The organism is Ruminococcus sp. RTP21358st1_G6_RTP21358_211008, assembly GCF_040908885.1.
Lineage (GTDB): Bacteria > Bacillota > Clostridia > Lachnospirales > Lachnospiraceae > Blautia_A > Blautia_A faecis.
The window spans coordinates 50,181-66,908 of record NZ_JBDGDM010000004.1; the positions used below are offsets into that span (position 1 = coordinate 50,181).

The 16,728-nt window shown below is 44.4% G+C and carries 16 protein-coding genes; 8 read left to right on the forward strand and 8 right to left on the reverse strand.

Annotation, left to right across the window (positions count from 1 at the left end; translation table 11 throughout):
- Positions 1-240: 240 nt before the first annotated feature.
- From AB5Z12_RS02550 to AB5Z12_RS02565, 4 genes are read right to left on the reverse strand one after another with little or no spacing between them, the layout of a single operon-like run.
- Positions 241-1,470 carry an enolase C-terminal domain-like protein gene (locus AB5Z12_RS02550; protein ID WP_148461068.1) on the reverse strand — a complete coding sequence of 410 codons (1,230 nt, stop codon included), beginning with the start codon at positions 1,468-1,470 and terminating at the stop codon, positions 241-243.
- Entirely contained in the window at positions 1,467-2,279 is an 813-nt protein-coding gene (locus AB5Z12_RS02555; RefSeq protein WP_207739504.1) for an SDR family NAD(P)-dependent oxidoreductase, read from the reverse strand. The genes AB5Z12_RS02550 and AB5Z12_RS02555 overlap by 4 nt, the downstream gene beginning before the upstream one ends.
- Positions 2,280-2,294: 15 nt before the next feature.
- A complete protein-coding gene (locus tag AB5Z12_RS02560; RefSeq protein ID WP_215660332.1) occupies positions 2,295-3,338 on the reverse strand; it encodes a beta-propeller fold lactonase family protein in 1,044 nt (347 codons plus the stop codon).
- 30 nt (positions 3,339-3,368) lie between these two features.
- A complete protein-coding gene (locus AB5Z12_RS02565) occupies positions 3,369-4,715 on the reverse strand; it encodes a glycosyl hydrolase family 28 protein (RefSeq protein ID WP_173736024.1) in 1,347 nt (448 codons plus the stop codon).
- Positions 4,716-4,944: 229 nt separating this feature from the next.
- Here AB5Z12_RS02565 and AB5Z12_RS02570 point away from each other — a divergent pair, with 229 nt between their 5' ends.
- The 8 genes from AB5Z12_RS02570 to AB5Z12_RS02605 all read left to right on the forward strand — a co-directional run bounded on the left by AB5Z12_RS02570 (position 4,945) and on the right by AB5Z12_RS02605 (position 10,804).
- On the forward strand, positions 4,945-5,718 hold the full coding sequence (locus tag AB5Z12_RS02570) for a GntR family transcriptional regulator (RefSeq protein ID WP_368356747.1): 774 nt from the start codon (positions 4,945-4,947) through the stop codon (positions 5,716-5,718).
- A gap of 35 nt (positions 5,719-5,753) precedes the next feature.
- On the forward strand, positions 5,754-6,686 hold the full coding sequence (locus tag AB5Z12_RS02575; protein ID WP_195589643.1) for a transglutaminase family protein: 933 nt from the start codon (positions 5,754-5,756) through the stop codon (positions 6,684-6,686).
- A gap of 74 nt (positions 6,687-6,760) precedes the next feature.
- Entirely contained in the window at positions 6,761-7,804 is a 1,044-nt protein-coding gene (locus AB5Z12_RS02580) for a type II secretion system F family protein (protein ID WP_173716505.1), read from the forward strand.
- A gap of 21 nt (positions 7,805-7,825) precedes the next feature.
- Positions 7,826-8,176 (forward strand): hypothetical protein, encoded by a 351-nt coding sequence (locus AB5Z12_RS02585; RefSeq protein ID WP_118584198.1) that lies wholly within the window; start codon positions 7,826-7,828, stop codon positions 8,174-8,176.
- Complete coding sequence (locus AB5Z12_RS02590) at positions 8,173-8,661, forward strand: DUF4860 domain-containing protein (RefSeq protein ID WP_173716506.1); 489 nt, start codon at positions 8,173-8,175, stop codon at positions 8,659-8,661. The genes AB5Z12_RS02585 and AB5Z12_RS02590 overlap by 4 nt, the downstream gene beginning before the upstream one ends.
- Positions 8,662-8,722: 61 nt before the next feature.
- Positions 8,723-9,184, forward strand: coding sequence for a hypothetical protein (locus AB5Z12_RS02595; RefSeq protein ID WP_368356746.1), 462 nt, complete (start codon positions 8,723-8,725; stop codon positions 9,182-9,184).
- Complete coding sequence (locus AB5Z12_RS02600) at positions 9,181-9,729, forward strand: hypothetical protein (RefSeq protein ID WP_173717896.1); 549 nt, start codon at positions 9,181-9,183, stop codon at positions 9,727-9,729. The genes AB5Z12_RS02595 and AB5Z12_RS02600 overlap by 4 nt, the downstream gene beginning before the upstream one ends.
- 4 nt (positions 9,730-9,733) lie before the next feature.
- Positions 9,734-10,804, forward strand: a complete 1,071-nt coding sequence (locus AB5Z12_RS02605; RefSeq protein WP_173717895.1) for a type IV pilus twitching motility protein PilT — start codon at positions 9,734-9,736, stop codon at positions 10,802-10,804.
- Here the strand turns inward: AB5Z12_RS02605 and AB5Z12_RS02610 are convergent.
- From AB5Z12_RS02610 to mgtE, 4 genes are all read right to left on the reverse strand, one after another.
- Positions 10,797-10,949 (reverse strand): DUF6783 domain-containing protein, encoded by a 153-nt coding sequence (locus tag AB5Z12_RS02610; RefSeq protein WP_334297236.1) that lies wholly within the window; start codon positions 10,947-10,949, stop codon positions 10,797-10,799. The two genes, AB5Z12_RS02605 and AB5Z12_RS02610, sit on opposite strands and share 8 nt — an antisense overlap.
- Before the next feature lie 88 nt (positions 10,950-11,037).
- Positions 11,038-13,866, reverse strand: a complete 2,829-nt coding sequence (locus AB5Z12_RS02615; RefSeq protein WP_368356745.1) for a C1 family peptidase — start codon at positions 13,864-13,866, stop codon at positions 11,038-11,040.
- A gap of 112 nt (positions 13,867-13,978) precedes the next feature.
- On the reverse strand, positions 13,979-15,043 hold the full coding sequence (gene hisC, locus AB5Z12_RS02620; protein WP_237963195.1) for a histidinol-phosphate transaminase: 1,065 nt from the start codon (positions 15,041-15,043) through the stop codon (positions 13,979-13,981).
- A 280-nt stretch (positions 15,044-15,323) separates the two neighbouring features.
- Positions 15,324-16,718 (reverse strand): magnesium transporter, encoded by a 1,395-nt coding sequence (gene mgtE / locus AB5Z12_RS02625; protein ID WP_148461056.1) that lies wholly within the window; start codon positions 16,716-16,718, stop codon positions 15,324-15,326.
- Positions 16,719-16,728: the final 10 nt, after the last annotated feature.

Genomic DNA, 16,728 nt, shown 5'->3' on the forward strand with positions numbered 1-16,728 from the left:
GCAATTTCAGTTGTCTGGTTCGTTTTTGGTATCGTTTCCGGTAATGTTACCGGTAACGTTTCCGGTGATGTTTGAATCATATCATACTCACCAATTATTTACAACTTTTTTTTCGATTTATTATTACTTTCGTATGTATTCACAATATTTTTTGTGTATTTTTATACGATTTGCACAATATTTGCAGGAGTAGACAATCAACCTCCACTGCCTACAAATACTGTAACAAAGCGAGTGTATTTACGGTCTTACTGCTGTTCCATCTGGAAGCCTTGGCAGCATCCAATCCCATGTGACAACCTCTTCGCTGCACGGATACTCAGCTGCTGCTTTTTCATCAATATCCACACCAATTCCTGGTTTCCCATTCAGATACAGATATCCGTCCCGCATTTCCGGAATTCCGGTAAAAATCTGATGTAAGGCAATTGCACCTGCATCTTCAGACAGGGTATTGGTGTCAGCCCATTCCTGGATTCCAAAATTCGGAGAAGCCATATCCAGATGGATATTTACTGCGTGACCAATCGGAGTAAGGTCTATTGGTCCATGCCATGCAGTTCTTATTCCAAATGCATCGCAAAGAGCAATCAGTTTACGGGCCGGTGTAATTCCTCCAATCTGGCTTAAATGGATTCTTATGTAATCAATTTCTCTTTCTGTGATAAGATTCAGCCATTCGTTTGGATTGTTAAACAGCTCTCCCATAGCCAGCGGAGTAGTACAATGCTGCCTGATCTGCTTAAACCATCCGCTCTGTTCCGGAGAAAGACAGTCCTCAAGAAAGAACAGACGGAATTTCTCCATATCTTTTGCAAATATCACTGCATCAGAAGGTCTCAGCCTCTCATGTACATCGTGGCAAAGCTCCAGTTCCCAGCCATAGGTTTCCCTGAGGCGCTCAAACAGCTGTATTGTTTTTGCCATGTATGCTTTTGGATCATAATAGCAGCCTTCAAAGGATCCTTCCGGTGGCTGGTAAGGCATATCCTTTCCGCCATAGCCTCCAACCTGCGCACGGATACAGCGATATCCTCTTTCCTTTAATGCGCCTACTTTTTGCACACAATCCTCTATTGTGGTGCCTTCAGCATGTGTATAGCACGGCACTCCGGTTCTGCATTTTCCTCCCAGTAAGTCATACAGGGGCATACCGGCCATTTTGCCTTTAATATCCCATAATGCCATATCCACACCTGACAGGGCATTATTTAAAACAGGTCCGTTTCTCCAGTAGCTCATTCCTTTTATAGACTGCCAGATATCTTCAATATCAGAAACATCTCTGCCAATCAGGTACGGCTTCAGATATTTTTCCACAGCGGCAACCACTGCCAGATGTCTGTGGGCAAAAGTTGCGCAGCCCACGCCATATAATCCCGGCTCACTTGTTTCCACTTTTACTGTCACCAGATTGATTTTCTGCGGCGCACAGCAAATTACTTTTACATCTCTGATCGTTACTCTCATTTTTCTCCTCCCCAGGCATTTTTATCATTTTCTACTTTTTCCGGCATTCCCGGCAGGATCAGTCCTCCGTCAACCCGCAATACTTCTCCGGTTATATAAGCTGCATTCTCACTTGCCAGGAATACTACCGCTCTTCCTATATCTTTGGGTGTTCCATTTCTGCCCATTGGAATTCTTTCTCCCAGACTTTCCCAGAAGCCTTCCAGCTCTGTCCTGCCTTCTGCTTTTATTTCCTCTGGCGTACGGATACAGATAGCTCCCGGAGCCACACAGTTCACACGGATCCCATATGGTGCAAGATCCAGTGCCATAGACTGTGAAGCCCGGTTCACTGCTGCCTTTATGCCGCCGTAAACACAATCTCCCGGATATGCTCTTTCTGCTCTTGAAGAGGTTATATTGATAATGCATCCTTTAACCTCATGAGCCTTCATATATCTGGCCGCCTTACTGGAAAGTACAAGGTAATTCAAAAGATCCAGATTCAGCATTTTCTGGGTTTCCTCCATTTCAAGGTCCAGAATGGACTGAAACACGGTAACTCCGGCATTATTTACAAGCAGATCCAGTCCGCCCAGTTTCCTAACAGCCTGGTCAAAAAACTTCTCTCCTTCTCCTGCCTGTGCCATATCAGCCTTTGCATACCAGGCAAAGGAACCCATATTTCTTATTTCTTCAGCTGCTTCCTTTGCCTCATCTTCCCGTGTCCGATAGGAAAAGGCAATATCATATCCGGCTGCTGCCAGTTCTCTGATAATTCCACGTCCAATTCCACGACTGGCACCTGTAACGATTGCTTTTTTTCTCATCACAGTTTTCCTCTCTTATTCTATTTTCCCAGACAATACCTGCACAGGTACGGGAACTTCCACAAGCACCCGCTGATTTCCCAGTTCTCCCTCTGATTGCCTGTCAAAAATATATATTTTTCCTGTTTTCTGATCTGCTGCAAGCAAATGCTTCTCACTGCTGTCCAGACAGATACTTCGAAACCATCCTTCCGGAACTACAACTTTTTGTTTTAAATTTAACATTCCATTTTCTTCTATTGTAAATCCAAAGATTTCTCCGGTTCCTCTCACAGATGCGTAAAGCATTTTTCCCTCTGCAATACACAGTTCTGCTGCAAGCGCACCCTCTGGCAAATTCTCTTCCAGGAATATGGTCTGGCACAGATTCCCATTACAGTAAACAGAAATTGTAAGATCCAGCTCATTTAATACATAGAGATATGTTTTTCCATTTTTATCCAGTACTTCCATATGTCTTGGACCGGCTCCAGGTCTGACCTCTATGGTTTCTTTTTGCAGAAGCTTTCCCTTATCTATGTCAAAAGAATAAATCTTATCACACCCTAAGTCAGCTACATACAGATCTCCCCTATGAAGGAAGCAGGAGTGAATATGAGATGCTTCCTGCCGTTCCGGATCCAGCCCTTTTCCTGTAAAAGAAATTTCCTGTAAAAGCTTCGGGCTGCCGGCTTCTGAAATGTCGATCACCTTTAAATCTCCACTTCCGTAATCAGATACAAAAAGTCTTTGTACTTTTTCATCCTTTTCAATATGACAGGATGCTTTTCCAGGCATCTGAAGACCTGCCTTTTTCTCTGCTGTAAGCCTTTCTTCCTGAACCCCTACTTCATATTCCACAATTTCCGCAGCATCTTCACTTTCACTTACCGCAAAAAGCCGGTTCTTCATCAGACAAACCCAGGAAGGATTCTGCATTTGTATGATAAGAGGAGTTCCTGCAACATCTCCCAGGATCTCATTATACGGAATCAGATAGATACCTTTTCCAAGCTCCTGTTTCTCCAATACAGCAGGGGCATCATGCTGTGTATAGGTTCCGACAAGCAAAATATCCATGCTTTCTTCCATCTCCTTTGTTAATTCCTTTTACTGGAATTTCAGTTCATCTGACAATTCCACAACCATGTGTAATTCACCAGGTGACATCACCTTTTCTCCATGAATTACCACATTGTCAAAATAAAAGCCATGAGGTCTGCACACTTCATTTTTCATCTCAAAGCCACGTATAATGGATACTGGAAAAGTGCCTTCTGTAATTTCAATATTTTTAAAGAAAATATCATTTACCATGCCTCTTTCCCTGTCTCGTGAATACTTGGAATCAAGAGTTTTAATATCAATAAATTTTTCCTGGGCATCTTCAATTCGGATGTTTTCATAAACAATATCATGTACATGGGCACGGTCAGCGTTATGAATTGTCAGTACGCCACCTGACTGATTGCCCTCATACTGGCAATGTACAACATCACAATTTCTGAAAACAACATCTGTAATTTCGTCACATCTGGTTTCATATCCGATTTCAAGTGTGTTTCCAAATTCTGCATTCCAGAACAGGCAATCCTCAACAAGGATATGTTTCACATCTGTGCAGCCTGACGGATCCTGGAATTCCACAGCCTTAATAGATATACAATCATCATTTGCCCTTATAAAGCAATTACGAAGCACTACATTCTCACATCCGACTATATCGACGCCATCTCCTGTGATCACTTTTCCCAGAACATTTACGTCTTCAATCAGAACATTTTTACATGCAACCGGAACAATATGCCAGGAACCACCATCCAGAAGTGTGATTCCGCGTATTTCAATGTTCTCACCCAATACAGGAACGATCAGCTGCTCTGCTCCATTTTCGTCCCATGCATGCCAGTTTCCTCCATACAGGATTCCATTTCCCAGAATACGGACTCTGTCTGCCATTCTGGAATAGATTCTTCCGCTTACAACTGCTCCGTACTCTATATAAACAGTTTCGTCAGAATTAAGCTGAAGGCATCCCACATTGTAGGCTTTTCCACTTTCAAATACATAAGTGGCATTCTCAGGCTTCGGTATGTATTTTCCAGGAAGAACATAAAGTGGTGACTCCAGTTTATCGTCCAGTTCAAGAGTAATTCTCTTTCCGGCAGGAAGGCTTATGCTGATTTTGTTCCCCTCTTCTTCGAACGGTATCTGTGCAGCTGCAGGACGGATAACAGCCTTCTGAAATGGTTCGTTTACTGTAACTTCTACCTCAGCCTTTTCATTTTCATCCAAGAAAGAAACAAAATCAAAAAATTCCGTATGATATACTCGCTGTTCCTTTCCGTTTATCTTAACCTGATACAGCTCTGATACCGGAATATCTTCCACTGATTTCAGTTCATACAGTGGTTTCTCGCTTATCTTTCGCGGTACAAATTCCTGTTTTTTCATCATTATGTTTCTCCTTTATATTTCATTTATTTTTGAAATTCATAATTATGTTTACAAACATTACTATACAATGTTTTTCTTTTTTAGTAAAGTGTTTTATTTAACAAGATACTTTGCTTTTTTTTATGCATTTTGTATAAGTCCCTCTGTTTTTTCAATTACTGTTTGACTTATTTGTTTGATATATATATACTATAGGTTACTAAACAACCTTATTTTGAAAGGAAACATTATGGAAAAAATTCCTGCATATAAGAAATGTTATAACAAATTAAAATCCGATATAGATAATAACGTTTATCCCATAGGTTCCTATCTTCCCACAGAAGATGAGCTTGGAAAAATGTTTTCGGTAAGCCGTACGACGGTCCGCCATGCTATTGACCTTCTGGTTAAAGACAAGCGCATAAAGGTGAAGCAGGGTGCCGGCACACAGGTTATCAATCCCAAAGAACGGGAGCTTACCAATTTTTCAAAATTTCATAACGTAATAGACATACACACTCTGTTTCCGGATGATGCTGCCCTGACCATCAGTGGAACCTGGATTGACCGTATTCCTGCAAACAGCCAGGTCGCCAGTGCGTTGGACCTTAATGAAGGAACAGAAGTCTTCCGCCTTCAAAGAGTGGTTTCCTCCAATGAACAGCCTGTGATAATCCAGACAAATTATATCCGCATTGATTTTTTCCCGGATTTAGATACCTACCGCGAACAGCTTGTAGATCTCTATTACTTTATTCAGAAGCACTACGGAATTAAATTTGAAACTGGCGAAGAACACATCAACATCAGCTCAGCTGATTTCCTTGATGCACAGATTCTCAACATTGAACCGGGATCTCCTATTTTTTTCAACACCAGAACAGCACACTGTTCCCTGGGTCCTATGGAATATCTGGAAGCCAGGATCCGTCCTGATCTATGCCATTTCGTGGTTCGTATGAAGGAACCACCAGCATGGTACGATCTTCCCGAATTTCAAAAATCCCTGGAACGTGTTTGAAAATGAATGATCAACTTATAAAAAGGAGCGGCGCTATGTCTAAACGCATTTCGGCCCTTCTGCTTTGCTTATTTCTATTTTGCCTGCTAATAGTTTTCCCAGCTGCAGGCTGCGGTCAGAACAGCAGCTCCGGTTCCGGCGAAGAACCGCCTGTTTTTTCCCCGCTGAAGGTTCTGGTTCCGGAAGCTCCGGGAACAGACACCATAGGATATTCACCTCTGATACTGGATATTTCAAATATCAGTCAGGGATATCTGACTGCTGTCAGTGACAGCAATGGTACCACCAAAAACATCCAGCTTTCCGCGGATGACGGCGTTGTTTATTCTTATTTTGTAAGCTCCGGCGAAAGTGCTGTCATTCCGTTTACCAGTGGAAGCGGCACCTACCAGGTATCCTGTTATGAGCAGGTAAACGGCAGTCAGTATGCCGCACTTTTTGCCCAGGCTCTGGAGGTTTCCCTGGAGAATGAATTTCTCCCGTTTTTGTATCCGAACCAGTATGTAAATTTTACCCCGGACTCAGAAGCTTGCAAGCTGGCTCTTTCTCTTCTGGCAGAGGATGCCACGGAACAGGAAAGCATTGACACCGTTTTCCAGTATGTAACCCAGCATGTCACCTACGACGAGGACAAAGCAGCCACCGTTGAGACAGGATATCTTCCTGACATAGACGAAACCCTCTCTACCGGAAAGGGAATCTGTTTTGATTATGCTGCCCTGATGACGGCAATGCTGCGAAGCAGGGATATTCCCTGTAAGCTTCAGATCGGATATGCAGGTGACATCAAGCATGCCTGGATCGATGTTTACATACGTGGAAAAGGATGGGTGGAACAGGCGATTACCTATGACGGGGAGAAATGGAACCGCATGGATCCAACCTTTACCGCCAACAGTGAAGATGAAGAGCTTATCAATTCCTATATCGGTGACAGCGCAAATTATACGCTGCAGTTTACCCGATAGCACAACGAAAAACGCCTCGCAGGTTCATGGATTTTTTCAGGATCTGCCTGATGTTTTTTCAGAGAGGACTTTATATGATTACCAAATTAAACAATCGGGAGCTGTTCCAATTCTGTGAACAGTTTTCCATCATATTACGTTCCGGAATGTCCGCCATTGAGGGACTTGCCATCTTAAATGACGACAGCCAGACAGAACGGGGCAAAGAAATTTTGACCTTTCTTTATAAAGACATGGAGGAATCCGGCTCCCTGGCGCACGCCATGGAGCAATCCGGTGCTTTTCCTGCTTCTGCTGCTGCTTATGTACGCACCGGCGAAGAGACTGGCTGTCTGGATGAGGTTATGAAGGGTCTGTCTGCTTTCTATGCGAAGGAGATTCAGATCACAGACCAGATTCAGAGTGCAGTCGCCTATCCCCTTGTTATGCTGGGCATGATGACTGCGGTTATTGTAATTCTTCTTGTAAAGGTTCTCCCGGTTTTCCGCCAGGTTTTCCGCCAGCTTGGACTGGAAATGAGCGGGATCTCCGGTGCCCTTCTTGGAATCGGCGAAACACTTAGCCGCTATTCTACTGCCTTCCTTGTTCTTCTGGCCGCGATGATCGGCTTTATCCTTTTCCTGGTTCTTCACCCAAAGGGGCAGGAACTGATCCGCAAAATCGTCTGCCGTTTTCCCGGCATGAAGGAAATTCCGGTAAATCTGGATTACAGTCGTCTTTGCCAATGTATTTCCCTGGGAATCCGAAGCGGACTTTCCCCTGAGCTTTGTGTGGAGCTGGCAGGGGCTGTGGTTACCCAGACTGAGATCAGGGAAAAGCTTGCTTCCATTCAGAAGCAGCTCGCGGAAGGATATGGATTTACAGAAGCCATCACGGAATCCGGACTTTTTAAGGCTATGGAGCTTCGTCTGATCTCCCTTGGTTTTCAGGCTGGTGCATCTGACGAAGTAATGGAAAAACTGGCTGAGCAGTATGAAGAGAAATCCACAGACTCTGTTTCCCACATTGTGTCAATTTTGGAGCCTACTATTGTGATCGTCCTTTCAATTTTGGTAGGACTGGTCCTTCTTTCTGTTATGATGCCGCTGCTGGGACTGTTATCTGAAATGATCGCATAACAACTGTAAGGGAGAGTGAAAATGGATATATTTGAAACCAGACTCATTCGTGTCAGGCGGATTTTCCGCTTTATTGTTCCAATCCTGTTCGCTGCAGTCCTCTGCCTGATCTTCTATCTTGGAATTGCACGTACACAGACTGATTCCCTGGAAAAAGAACAGGTTACTTTAACGCAGGCACTTGAAGGAGGTGCCATCCGCACCTACGCCCTCACAGGCCAATACCCTCAGAGCCTGGATGAATTGCTTTCAGATTACCATATTACCTATGATTCTGAGAAATTTGTGGTAGAATATGTTCCAAACGGATCCAATCTTCTGCCATCGATCAGCGTACTTCCGGTAAATGCCAGAAAAGGAGGTGCCAGATGAATTCCAGATTTACCCGGAAGAACCACAGCATTGATTCACTGGCAGCCCTGCTGCTTTTTGCAATGTATGTGCTGTTTCTTCTATTTCTGATGCTTTTTGGTGCCGGGAACTATCAGGCCTCTGTAAAAAGCCTGGACACTAATAACAATCTTTATACGGCAGCCTCTTACATCACTACCAAATTTCGTCAGCACGATATTCCCGGAATGACCTCCCTTACAGAGCTTCAGGGAACACAGGTTCTTTGCTTTCAGGAAGCTATTGAGGGGAAAGATTACTGCACTTACATTTATTTTGATGGCAGTCATTTAAAAGAGCTTTTTACAGCATCGGATTCCCAGGCCGATCTTTCTATGGGGACCAACCTTGCACAGCTTCAGGATTTCCAGATTGACGCTTTAGAAAACACTTTTTACAGAATCACATTAACGGACACAGATGGACATTGTTCCAGTTTTCTGCTTCATCCAGGGGTTCCTGCCTGATTCGCAGGCTCCTGAATTTGGGGCAGGTCACTTCTGAATGATGTGCTGAAAGGAAGTTTTTATGAAAAAAATCACTACCCATTCCAAATCCGGGCTCTTTCTTATGGAAATGATATTTGTCCTTCTTTTTCTTGGGCTGACCTGCGGTGTCTGCGTAAGACTGTTTGCGGCTTCCTACATGGCAAGGGTACATGCCCGGGAGGACTCTCATATCCAGGAACTTATCACCAGCGCCGGTGAAATTCTGGAAGGAACTGACGGCACTGTTCAAAATTTTCTGGCACTGATGCCAGATGGAGTTGCAGATCAGGACAGTATTTGCTATTATTTTGACAAGCACTGGCAGAATACTTCCGAAGAAAGCGCGGTTTATAAAATGAGGCTCGTCTGCTCTGCTTCTGACAAGGTCAAAGAAGTTCAGGTCACTTTTGAAAAACTCCAGAATGCAAATGAGGAAACCAGTCTTTATACCCAGACAATTCGCTTTCCAGTTTTTTCCGCAAAGGAGGAAGCAGATTCATGAAAGAGAAGAATCATCTTTTTTCCGCAACTGGAATTCCTTCCCTTTTTCTAATCTTTGGAGTTCTTATGCTGGTGATCCTGTCCCTGCTGGGCTATGGTACTTCCAGACAGGATCTGCGCGCCAGCAGCCTTTCCCTGGAGCAGACATCAGCTTATTATAATGCCTGCAGTGAGGCAGCTGATTTTTACTCCGAGCTGGTTCAGGCATTGGAAGGATTTAAGGCACAGGCAAAAACAGAGACTGCATATTACCAGCTCGTCTCCGATTATCTGAATTCACAGGAGAATATAGAATGGGATTCAGAGGAACATACTGCTGAATATGCGAAAGCATTTTCCGACACCCAGAGTCTGGCTGTGAAAATTGCTGTATTCCGGACTGACTGTACAGCTGATTCCACTGCTTCTGATAACGTTGCTTCTGATACCATTAATGCAGGATTGGACGTGACCAGCAGCAATATCGCCGGGATTCTCTCCTGGAATACGGTTGTAACTGCAGACTGGAATCCGGACAACAGCCAGTCCGTCTACAAAGGAGAATAATTTTATGGAAGAAAAAGTAAAGGCTTTTCTGGAGCTTGCCACTCAGAAAAAAGCCTCTGATATATTTATTATTGCCGGTCGTCCCCTTTCCGTAAAAATTGACGGAAAGCTCTGTACACTGGATGGTTTTGAAGAACGGCTCATGCCTCCGGAAACAGATGAATTTATCCGGATCATTTACAAGCTTGCTCACGACCGGAATATAGAACCTATGCTGGAAACCGGTGACGATGACTTTTCCATGGCTATCCCGGGTCTCTCAAGATTTCGTGTAAATACATACCGGCAGCGCGGTTCTCTTGCCGCTGTCATTCGTATTATTGCATTTAATCTGCCTGATCCGCAGGATCTGCACATTCCTCCAGCCGTTATGGAAGCCGCTGATCTTACCAAGGGAATGGTTCTGATCACAGGTCCTGCCGGAAGCGGAAAATCCACCACCATGGCTTGTATCATCGACAAGATCAATCACAGCCGTGAAGGCCATATCATCACGTTGGAAGACCCATTGGAATACCTGCACAGACATGACAAATGCATTGTCAGCCAGCGCGAGATCTGTACGGATACTGCCAATTATCTGGTTTCCCTGCGTGCCACCCTGCGTCAGAGCCCGGATGTGATCCTTCTTGGAGAAATGCGTGACCACGAGACTATCCAGACTGCCATGACTGCTGCTGAGACCGGACATCTGATTCTTTCCAGCCTTCACACTACAGGAGCTGCCAATACCATCAGCCGTATTATGGATGTTTTCGAGCCCAGCCAGCAGCATCAGATTGCCATTCAGCTTTCCATGGTTCTGCAGACTGTTATTTCCCAACAGCTGGTGCCGGATGTGAATGGACACAATATTCCGGTTTTTGAGATTATGCGGCTTACCCCTGCCATCCGAAATATGATCCGCGACAACAAGATTTATCAGATTGACGGTGTAATCGCCTCTTCCTCCCAGGCGGACATGAAATCCATGGATAACAGCCTGCTGGAGCTTTATCGAAACCGCCAGATCACAAAAGAAACTGCACTTAAATATTCATCTAATCCAGAAATGTTAAAACGGAAGCTCATGTAATGGGCTTCCGTTTTTTAAAGCGTGTCTGAAAAAGGCTTTCTGCAAGATGTGCGTCACAATTCGGGCAAAATATACCGCAAAGTGGGGCGTATAGATTGCGGGAATGCTTTTTCAAACACGCTCTAGTATCTAAATATTCTGTCACATAAAAGCCATCATAGTTTTTACTATAAACTGTCTTCTATTTCACAATGCTTTACTGCAGATTCTGTTTCTTCTCTGTAATTGATTTCCTACTTTCTTGTAACAGCCGCCGATGCTTTATACTTTCCCTTTACAACACCATTTGGCTCTTTTACATAAGCACGCACATAATAACGGTACTTCTTTCCTTTTTTCACCTTCGTATCTGTCCAGGTGGAAGTTTTTCCCTTCTTAATAGTAGCCGCCAGCTTATATTTTCCGTTTCCGGTTTTTTTGTAAATGTAATAACCATCACACTTCTTCTGTGCCTTCCACTTTAATTTCAGACCTTTCTTCGTATTGGAAACCGATGAGACGGTCTGCCTGGAGGGTGCTGATTTATACGTTCCACTGGACTTGTAACTGCTTGCCACTGTTTTCTTATCCACAGTACAATAAGCTCTTACTGTATACTCATAAACGGTAGCTGATTTTATCTTTTTATCTTTGTAGGATGTAGTAGCTACTTTCTTTATGTTTGCAAGCTTCGTCCATTTTCCAGAGTATGTTTTCCTGTAAACCACATAGCCAGCTGCACCGGAAATCTTATTCCAGTTTACTGTATTGTAAAGTCCGGAAGAAACCTTCACCGACACTGACGGAGTGGCAAGCACGGTCTTCGCAGCAGCTTCCGCAGTATAATCGGAATATTTCGCAGTACCGTTCACCATACTGTACGCACGGATCTTGTATGTATACGTAATTCCCGGCTGAACTTTCGTATCTGTCCAGGAAGTATCTGACCAGGAGGCTGTCTCTACCTTCTGATACTCTCCGCCGGAGGTTCTTCTATAGATCTGATATCCGGAAACTCCAGCTGCTTTACTCCAGGTCAGACTGATCTGGTTATAGGCGTGGGCCGCAGCCTGAAAGGAAGCAGGTCTGGTTACATTCACTGCACTGCTCAAGGTTCTTGTGTGAGCTTTAATTCTTGCACAGGCACTTGGACTTGTTTTGGAAAAATCACTCCATCCATTTTTCTCATGGTAACAGAAGCTCTGATCCGCCTCCAGACCAGCCTGAAACTCCACCCAGTCATAAGCACTGTTAGTCTCGCACAAGTATTCCACTGTGTCGGAACCGATATTGGTGAGCACTACCGAATAAAGGGTTCCATTCATCAGATTTACCTCTGGCACTTCCACCGTGGAAATACCGGCATGTTCCTGATAAAAAGTAACCGGATTGGCATAGGCCGGAGTTCCGCTTACCGGATTGCTCTTATCCTTCAGATTTGTATAGATCTGAATGCTGTAGCTCCCTCCGTCAGTGTAAGTAGCCAGGACCACTTCTCCAAGGGCTTCTCCGTTCCCATTTCCAGCTTTTGCCTGAAAAACATTGGCAATGGAGGAAATCCCACTGCTGCCAGAAGGATATAGCTTCAGTTTGCTCAGTGCACTGGAACCATCATAGAAATAGTTGTTCCGGTACTTCGGACTGGTGGTGGCTTCCGCTGCTACAATATTATAATTACATTTATTCTCATAGGAAATATAAAAATAACCGGCTTCTCCCCAGTCATCTCCCCAGCTGTTTCTGGCGATCCATGCCCCGTTTGAAGTAACATTGCTGGCAGAATTGAAATTTTCCCTGGAATAATTGTCATCCCATCCAATCAGGGTTATTGCATGATTCACGCCTGCACTTCCCGGGTAGCTGTATGCATACGTATACGGATTATAATAGGTATCATACATTCCAAAGGACATGGAAACAGACCCATACTCTGATATCAGACTTTTAATGTTATTTACAGAATAAGAGGAAAACGCTGCATTTTCCAGATATGCTGTGGTCTGATATGCCATTTGGGAGGACGGCACCTTGTCAGAGTCCAGGGTATGATCTGCATTTGTCTCATAAGGAACCTGGGATTCCAAAGCCATACCGCTCCACGTACTCAGAAAAATGGCAGCCAGGGTCTGATTTCCTCCATCTCTGTATGAATGGAGAACCTCGTTTTTGTCATTAGCCGTATTTCCAAGGGGATCGTTCATTCGGTGGGCAAAGAAATATGCCAGATGTTCTTCTGACAGATCAAACAGTCCAGCTCCTGCCTGCAAAAATGAGATTTCCAGGTTGGCAGCCAATGTGTATGCCCAGCACATATTGGAAGGCTTTTGATTCCTTACCGGGATGGAAATACTGCTTCGGGGATCGTAATTCGCAGGATAAGACGCAGCTCTGGCAGCACCTACGCTTCCTGTATCACCATTCCCGTTGCCAGATGGCGGGTCTACATAGCTTATGGGCTGCAGCTCACGAATCGGCTCCAGCTGAGCCTCAATCTCCGCATCGGTCAGATTGTCTTCACTTTTCTCTTCTTCGGCAGAATCCGGATCCATGCTGCCAAAGCCAGAATCTTGTTCCTGAAGTTCATCAGTACCACCATCTGAGAAACCGTCTGACAGGTCTTCCGATTGGGAGGGATTTCCATCTGTCATGCCTATGAAGCTGGCATTGCCTGGCTGACCGGCATCGTTTTCCGTACTTCCATTGCCAGCCTGGCCGGCATCGCCTTCTGCACTTCCATTGCCAGCCTGGCTGTCATCATCTTCTGCACTTCCATTGCCAGCCTGGCTGTCATCATCTTCTGCACTTCCATTGCCAGCCTGACCGGCATCATCTAAAGTGCTTCCGCTCCCTGACAGATCATCACCTGCTGAAAAATCATCCTGCACATAAGACTCTTCCGCAGCCATCTTATCAGACGACACAGCGGATACAGTGTCTCCTGCATTTTCCATTTCCGCACGTTCTGTCCAGACCATACCCTGCCCGGCAATATCTGCTGCCTGAATGGGCAAGCCTGTAAAAATCAGGGACTGGGCAAGTAACAGACTTACAGCTGCTTTTTTCAATAATTTCTTATATTTCATATTTACTCCTGTCGTTCTGAGCTTCCTGTTCCGGAGTATTTTTCACACAGGCTCCAGAGCGTATTAAAAAAATCACCAGAACAGAATTTTCGTTCAAACAGATATTTTTCACTTATTTATGATTTTTTAGATATTTTTCCAGAAAATGTATTAATTTTTCCATTTCTTCCTGAGTCCCTACAGTGATCCGCAAATGATTGTCAATCCTCGGCTTCGGGAAGTATCTTACATAAATATGCTCCTGACGAAGGGCCTCAAAAATTTCTTTGGCCGGACAGCTTTTGTGAGAAGCAAAGATAAAGTTGGTCTTAGAATCCGGGAATGTGAAACCAAGGGCAGCCAGTTCTTTCTTCGCCCATTCTCTGGTAGCAATGATCTTCTCACAGGTTTCTGTAAAATATGCCTTATCCTGGATAGCTGCCACACCGGTTGCAAGAGTGGTACGATCCATAGTGTAAGAATTGAAGGAATATTTTACATCGTTCAGAAATCTGATCAGCTGTGGATTGCCGCACGCAAAGCCGATACGCATTCCAGCCATGGAACGGGATTTGGAGAAGGTCTGAACTACCAGAAGATTGTCATATTTCTCTATAAGCTCTAGTGCTGATTTCGCTCCGAAATCTACATATGCTTCATCTACGATCACAATGACGTCCCGGTTGTGTAAGAGAATCTCCTCGATGTCACCGAGGGGCAGCTCCACTCCTGTAGGTGCATTGGGGTTCGGAAAAATAATTCCGCCGTTTTCTCCGAAGTAATCTTCTTTGCGGATACAGAAGTTCTCATCAAGAGCTTTACATTCATATGGAATTCTGAAAAGATCCGCCCATACGTCATAGAAAGAATAGGTGATATCTGGAAAAAGGATCGGTTTATCTGAGTTAAAGAAGGTGAGGAAGCTCATGGCAAGTACATCATCTGAGCCAACACCTACAAAAACCTGCTCGTCTTTCAGTCCATAGTTCCGGGCAATTGCATGTACCAGATCGCCAGCTGTAGGATCCGGATAAAGGCGGAGGGTATCTGGCTGAATCCCGTGTAATGCTTTCTCCACGCCTGGTGCAGGGGGATATGGGTTCTCGTTTGTGTTCAGCTTGATCATGTCCGGCTGGTTGGGCTGCTCGCCGGGTGTATAAGGTACTACTTTACGAATGTTTGCTTCCCATGTATTCATTTCGGTCCATCCTCGCTTCTTCGTATTTTTATTATAATTTCTTTTTGAAAAAATCTGTAGTATGCATGTTTCTGCATAGTTATTAATATTTTACTTTTTTCCTTGGAGTTTGTCAAATTTCATTGTGGGGTGTTGCGGTGCTTCTATTGTGGAGCGTTGCGCCGGCGAGTGAGTAATACACATTGTCCAAATGCGTCCCTCCTGAAGAACTTTTTAACCATAAAAAAGCCCTTTAGGAATTTTTATTAACTTCCCAAAGAGCTTTCAATATACAATCTTATTAACCTGCCAGGTGAAGGATTCCGATGAGGAATACCCATCCAAGTCCATAATATGTCACAACAGCAACAAGGTCGTTGACGGTGGTGATCAATGGGCCAGAGGCTACGGCAGGGTCTACACCTACTTTTTTGAAAAACAGTGGGATACAGGTACCTACGGCACTGGAGATCAGCATTGCAAGAAGCAGGGCGACTCCGATGCAGCCGGATACGGCGTATGCAAATACCAAAGTCTTTCCTTTAAATAAGTAAATGTAAAGTCCAATGAGTACAAAGGACAATATACCAAGCAACGCACCATTGCAAAGGCCAATCCGCATTTCTTTAAATACAAGTTCCAGCTTCTGCTTGCCGGTGAGGGACTCATCCATCAGGACACGGATGGTAACAGCCAGGGACTGCGTACCGACGTTTCCGGCCATATCCAATATAAGGGACTGGAAGGCCATGATGATGGGAAGCTGGGTAACTACGTTCTCAAAGACACCAACTACAGAGGATACAACCATTCCAAGACCAAGAAGAACGATCAGCCATGGCATACGTTTCTTCATACTCTCTTTCAGCGGTTCCTTCAGATCTTCCTCTGCGGTAAGACCTGCCAGCATGGCGTAATCCTCTCCCATTTCATCATCAACCAGGTCGATGATATTGGAAGATGTGATAACACCTAAAAGGCGGTTGTCATTATCCAGCACGGGGATGGAATCCTCGGAATACGCTTTCAGTTCTTCGATACAGTCGTCAATATCCTCTTCGGCATATACATATGGATAAGAGGTTGCCACCAGATCTTCCAGGGATTTATCCTGTCTTGCAATGATCAGGTCTTTCAGATCAATGGCTCCGTAAAATTTCTGTGACTCGGTTACCACAAAGATTGTGGAAATATTATCGTTCTTAGCAGCCTGCTCTACAAGGCTGTTCATAGCCTGCTTCACAGTCAGGTTCTCACGAATGATAATGCAGTTAGTCGTCATACGGCTGCCGATTTCATCCTCATCAAAGGAAGCGATCATCTCAATATCGTGGCGGACATCATCATCCATTAATTCGAACAGCAATTTCTTTTTGGCTTTATCAATCTTATGAAGAACCTCTACAAGGGCATCAGTCTCCATGCGTGAAAGAATGGCTGCACCTTTTTTTACATCCATCTCTTTCACATATTCTGCTGCATTATCTGAGTCCGTATACTCAAAAATATCGGACAGCATATCCAGTTCCAGAATACGATACAGTTTGCAGCGTTCCTGAACAGTCAGCCTCGGCATTGCATCTGCAATGTCATTGGCATGAAAATCTCCCAGCTTATCGCTCATAGCTGCCGGAGAGGTATTACTTCTTACTACAGCCAGAATGTCCTGGGTGTAGTCCTGCACTCTTTTCTCCATCCTACTTTCT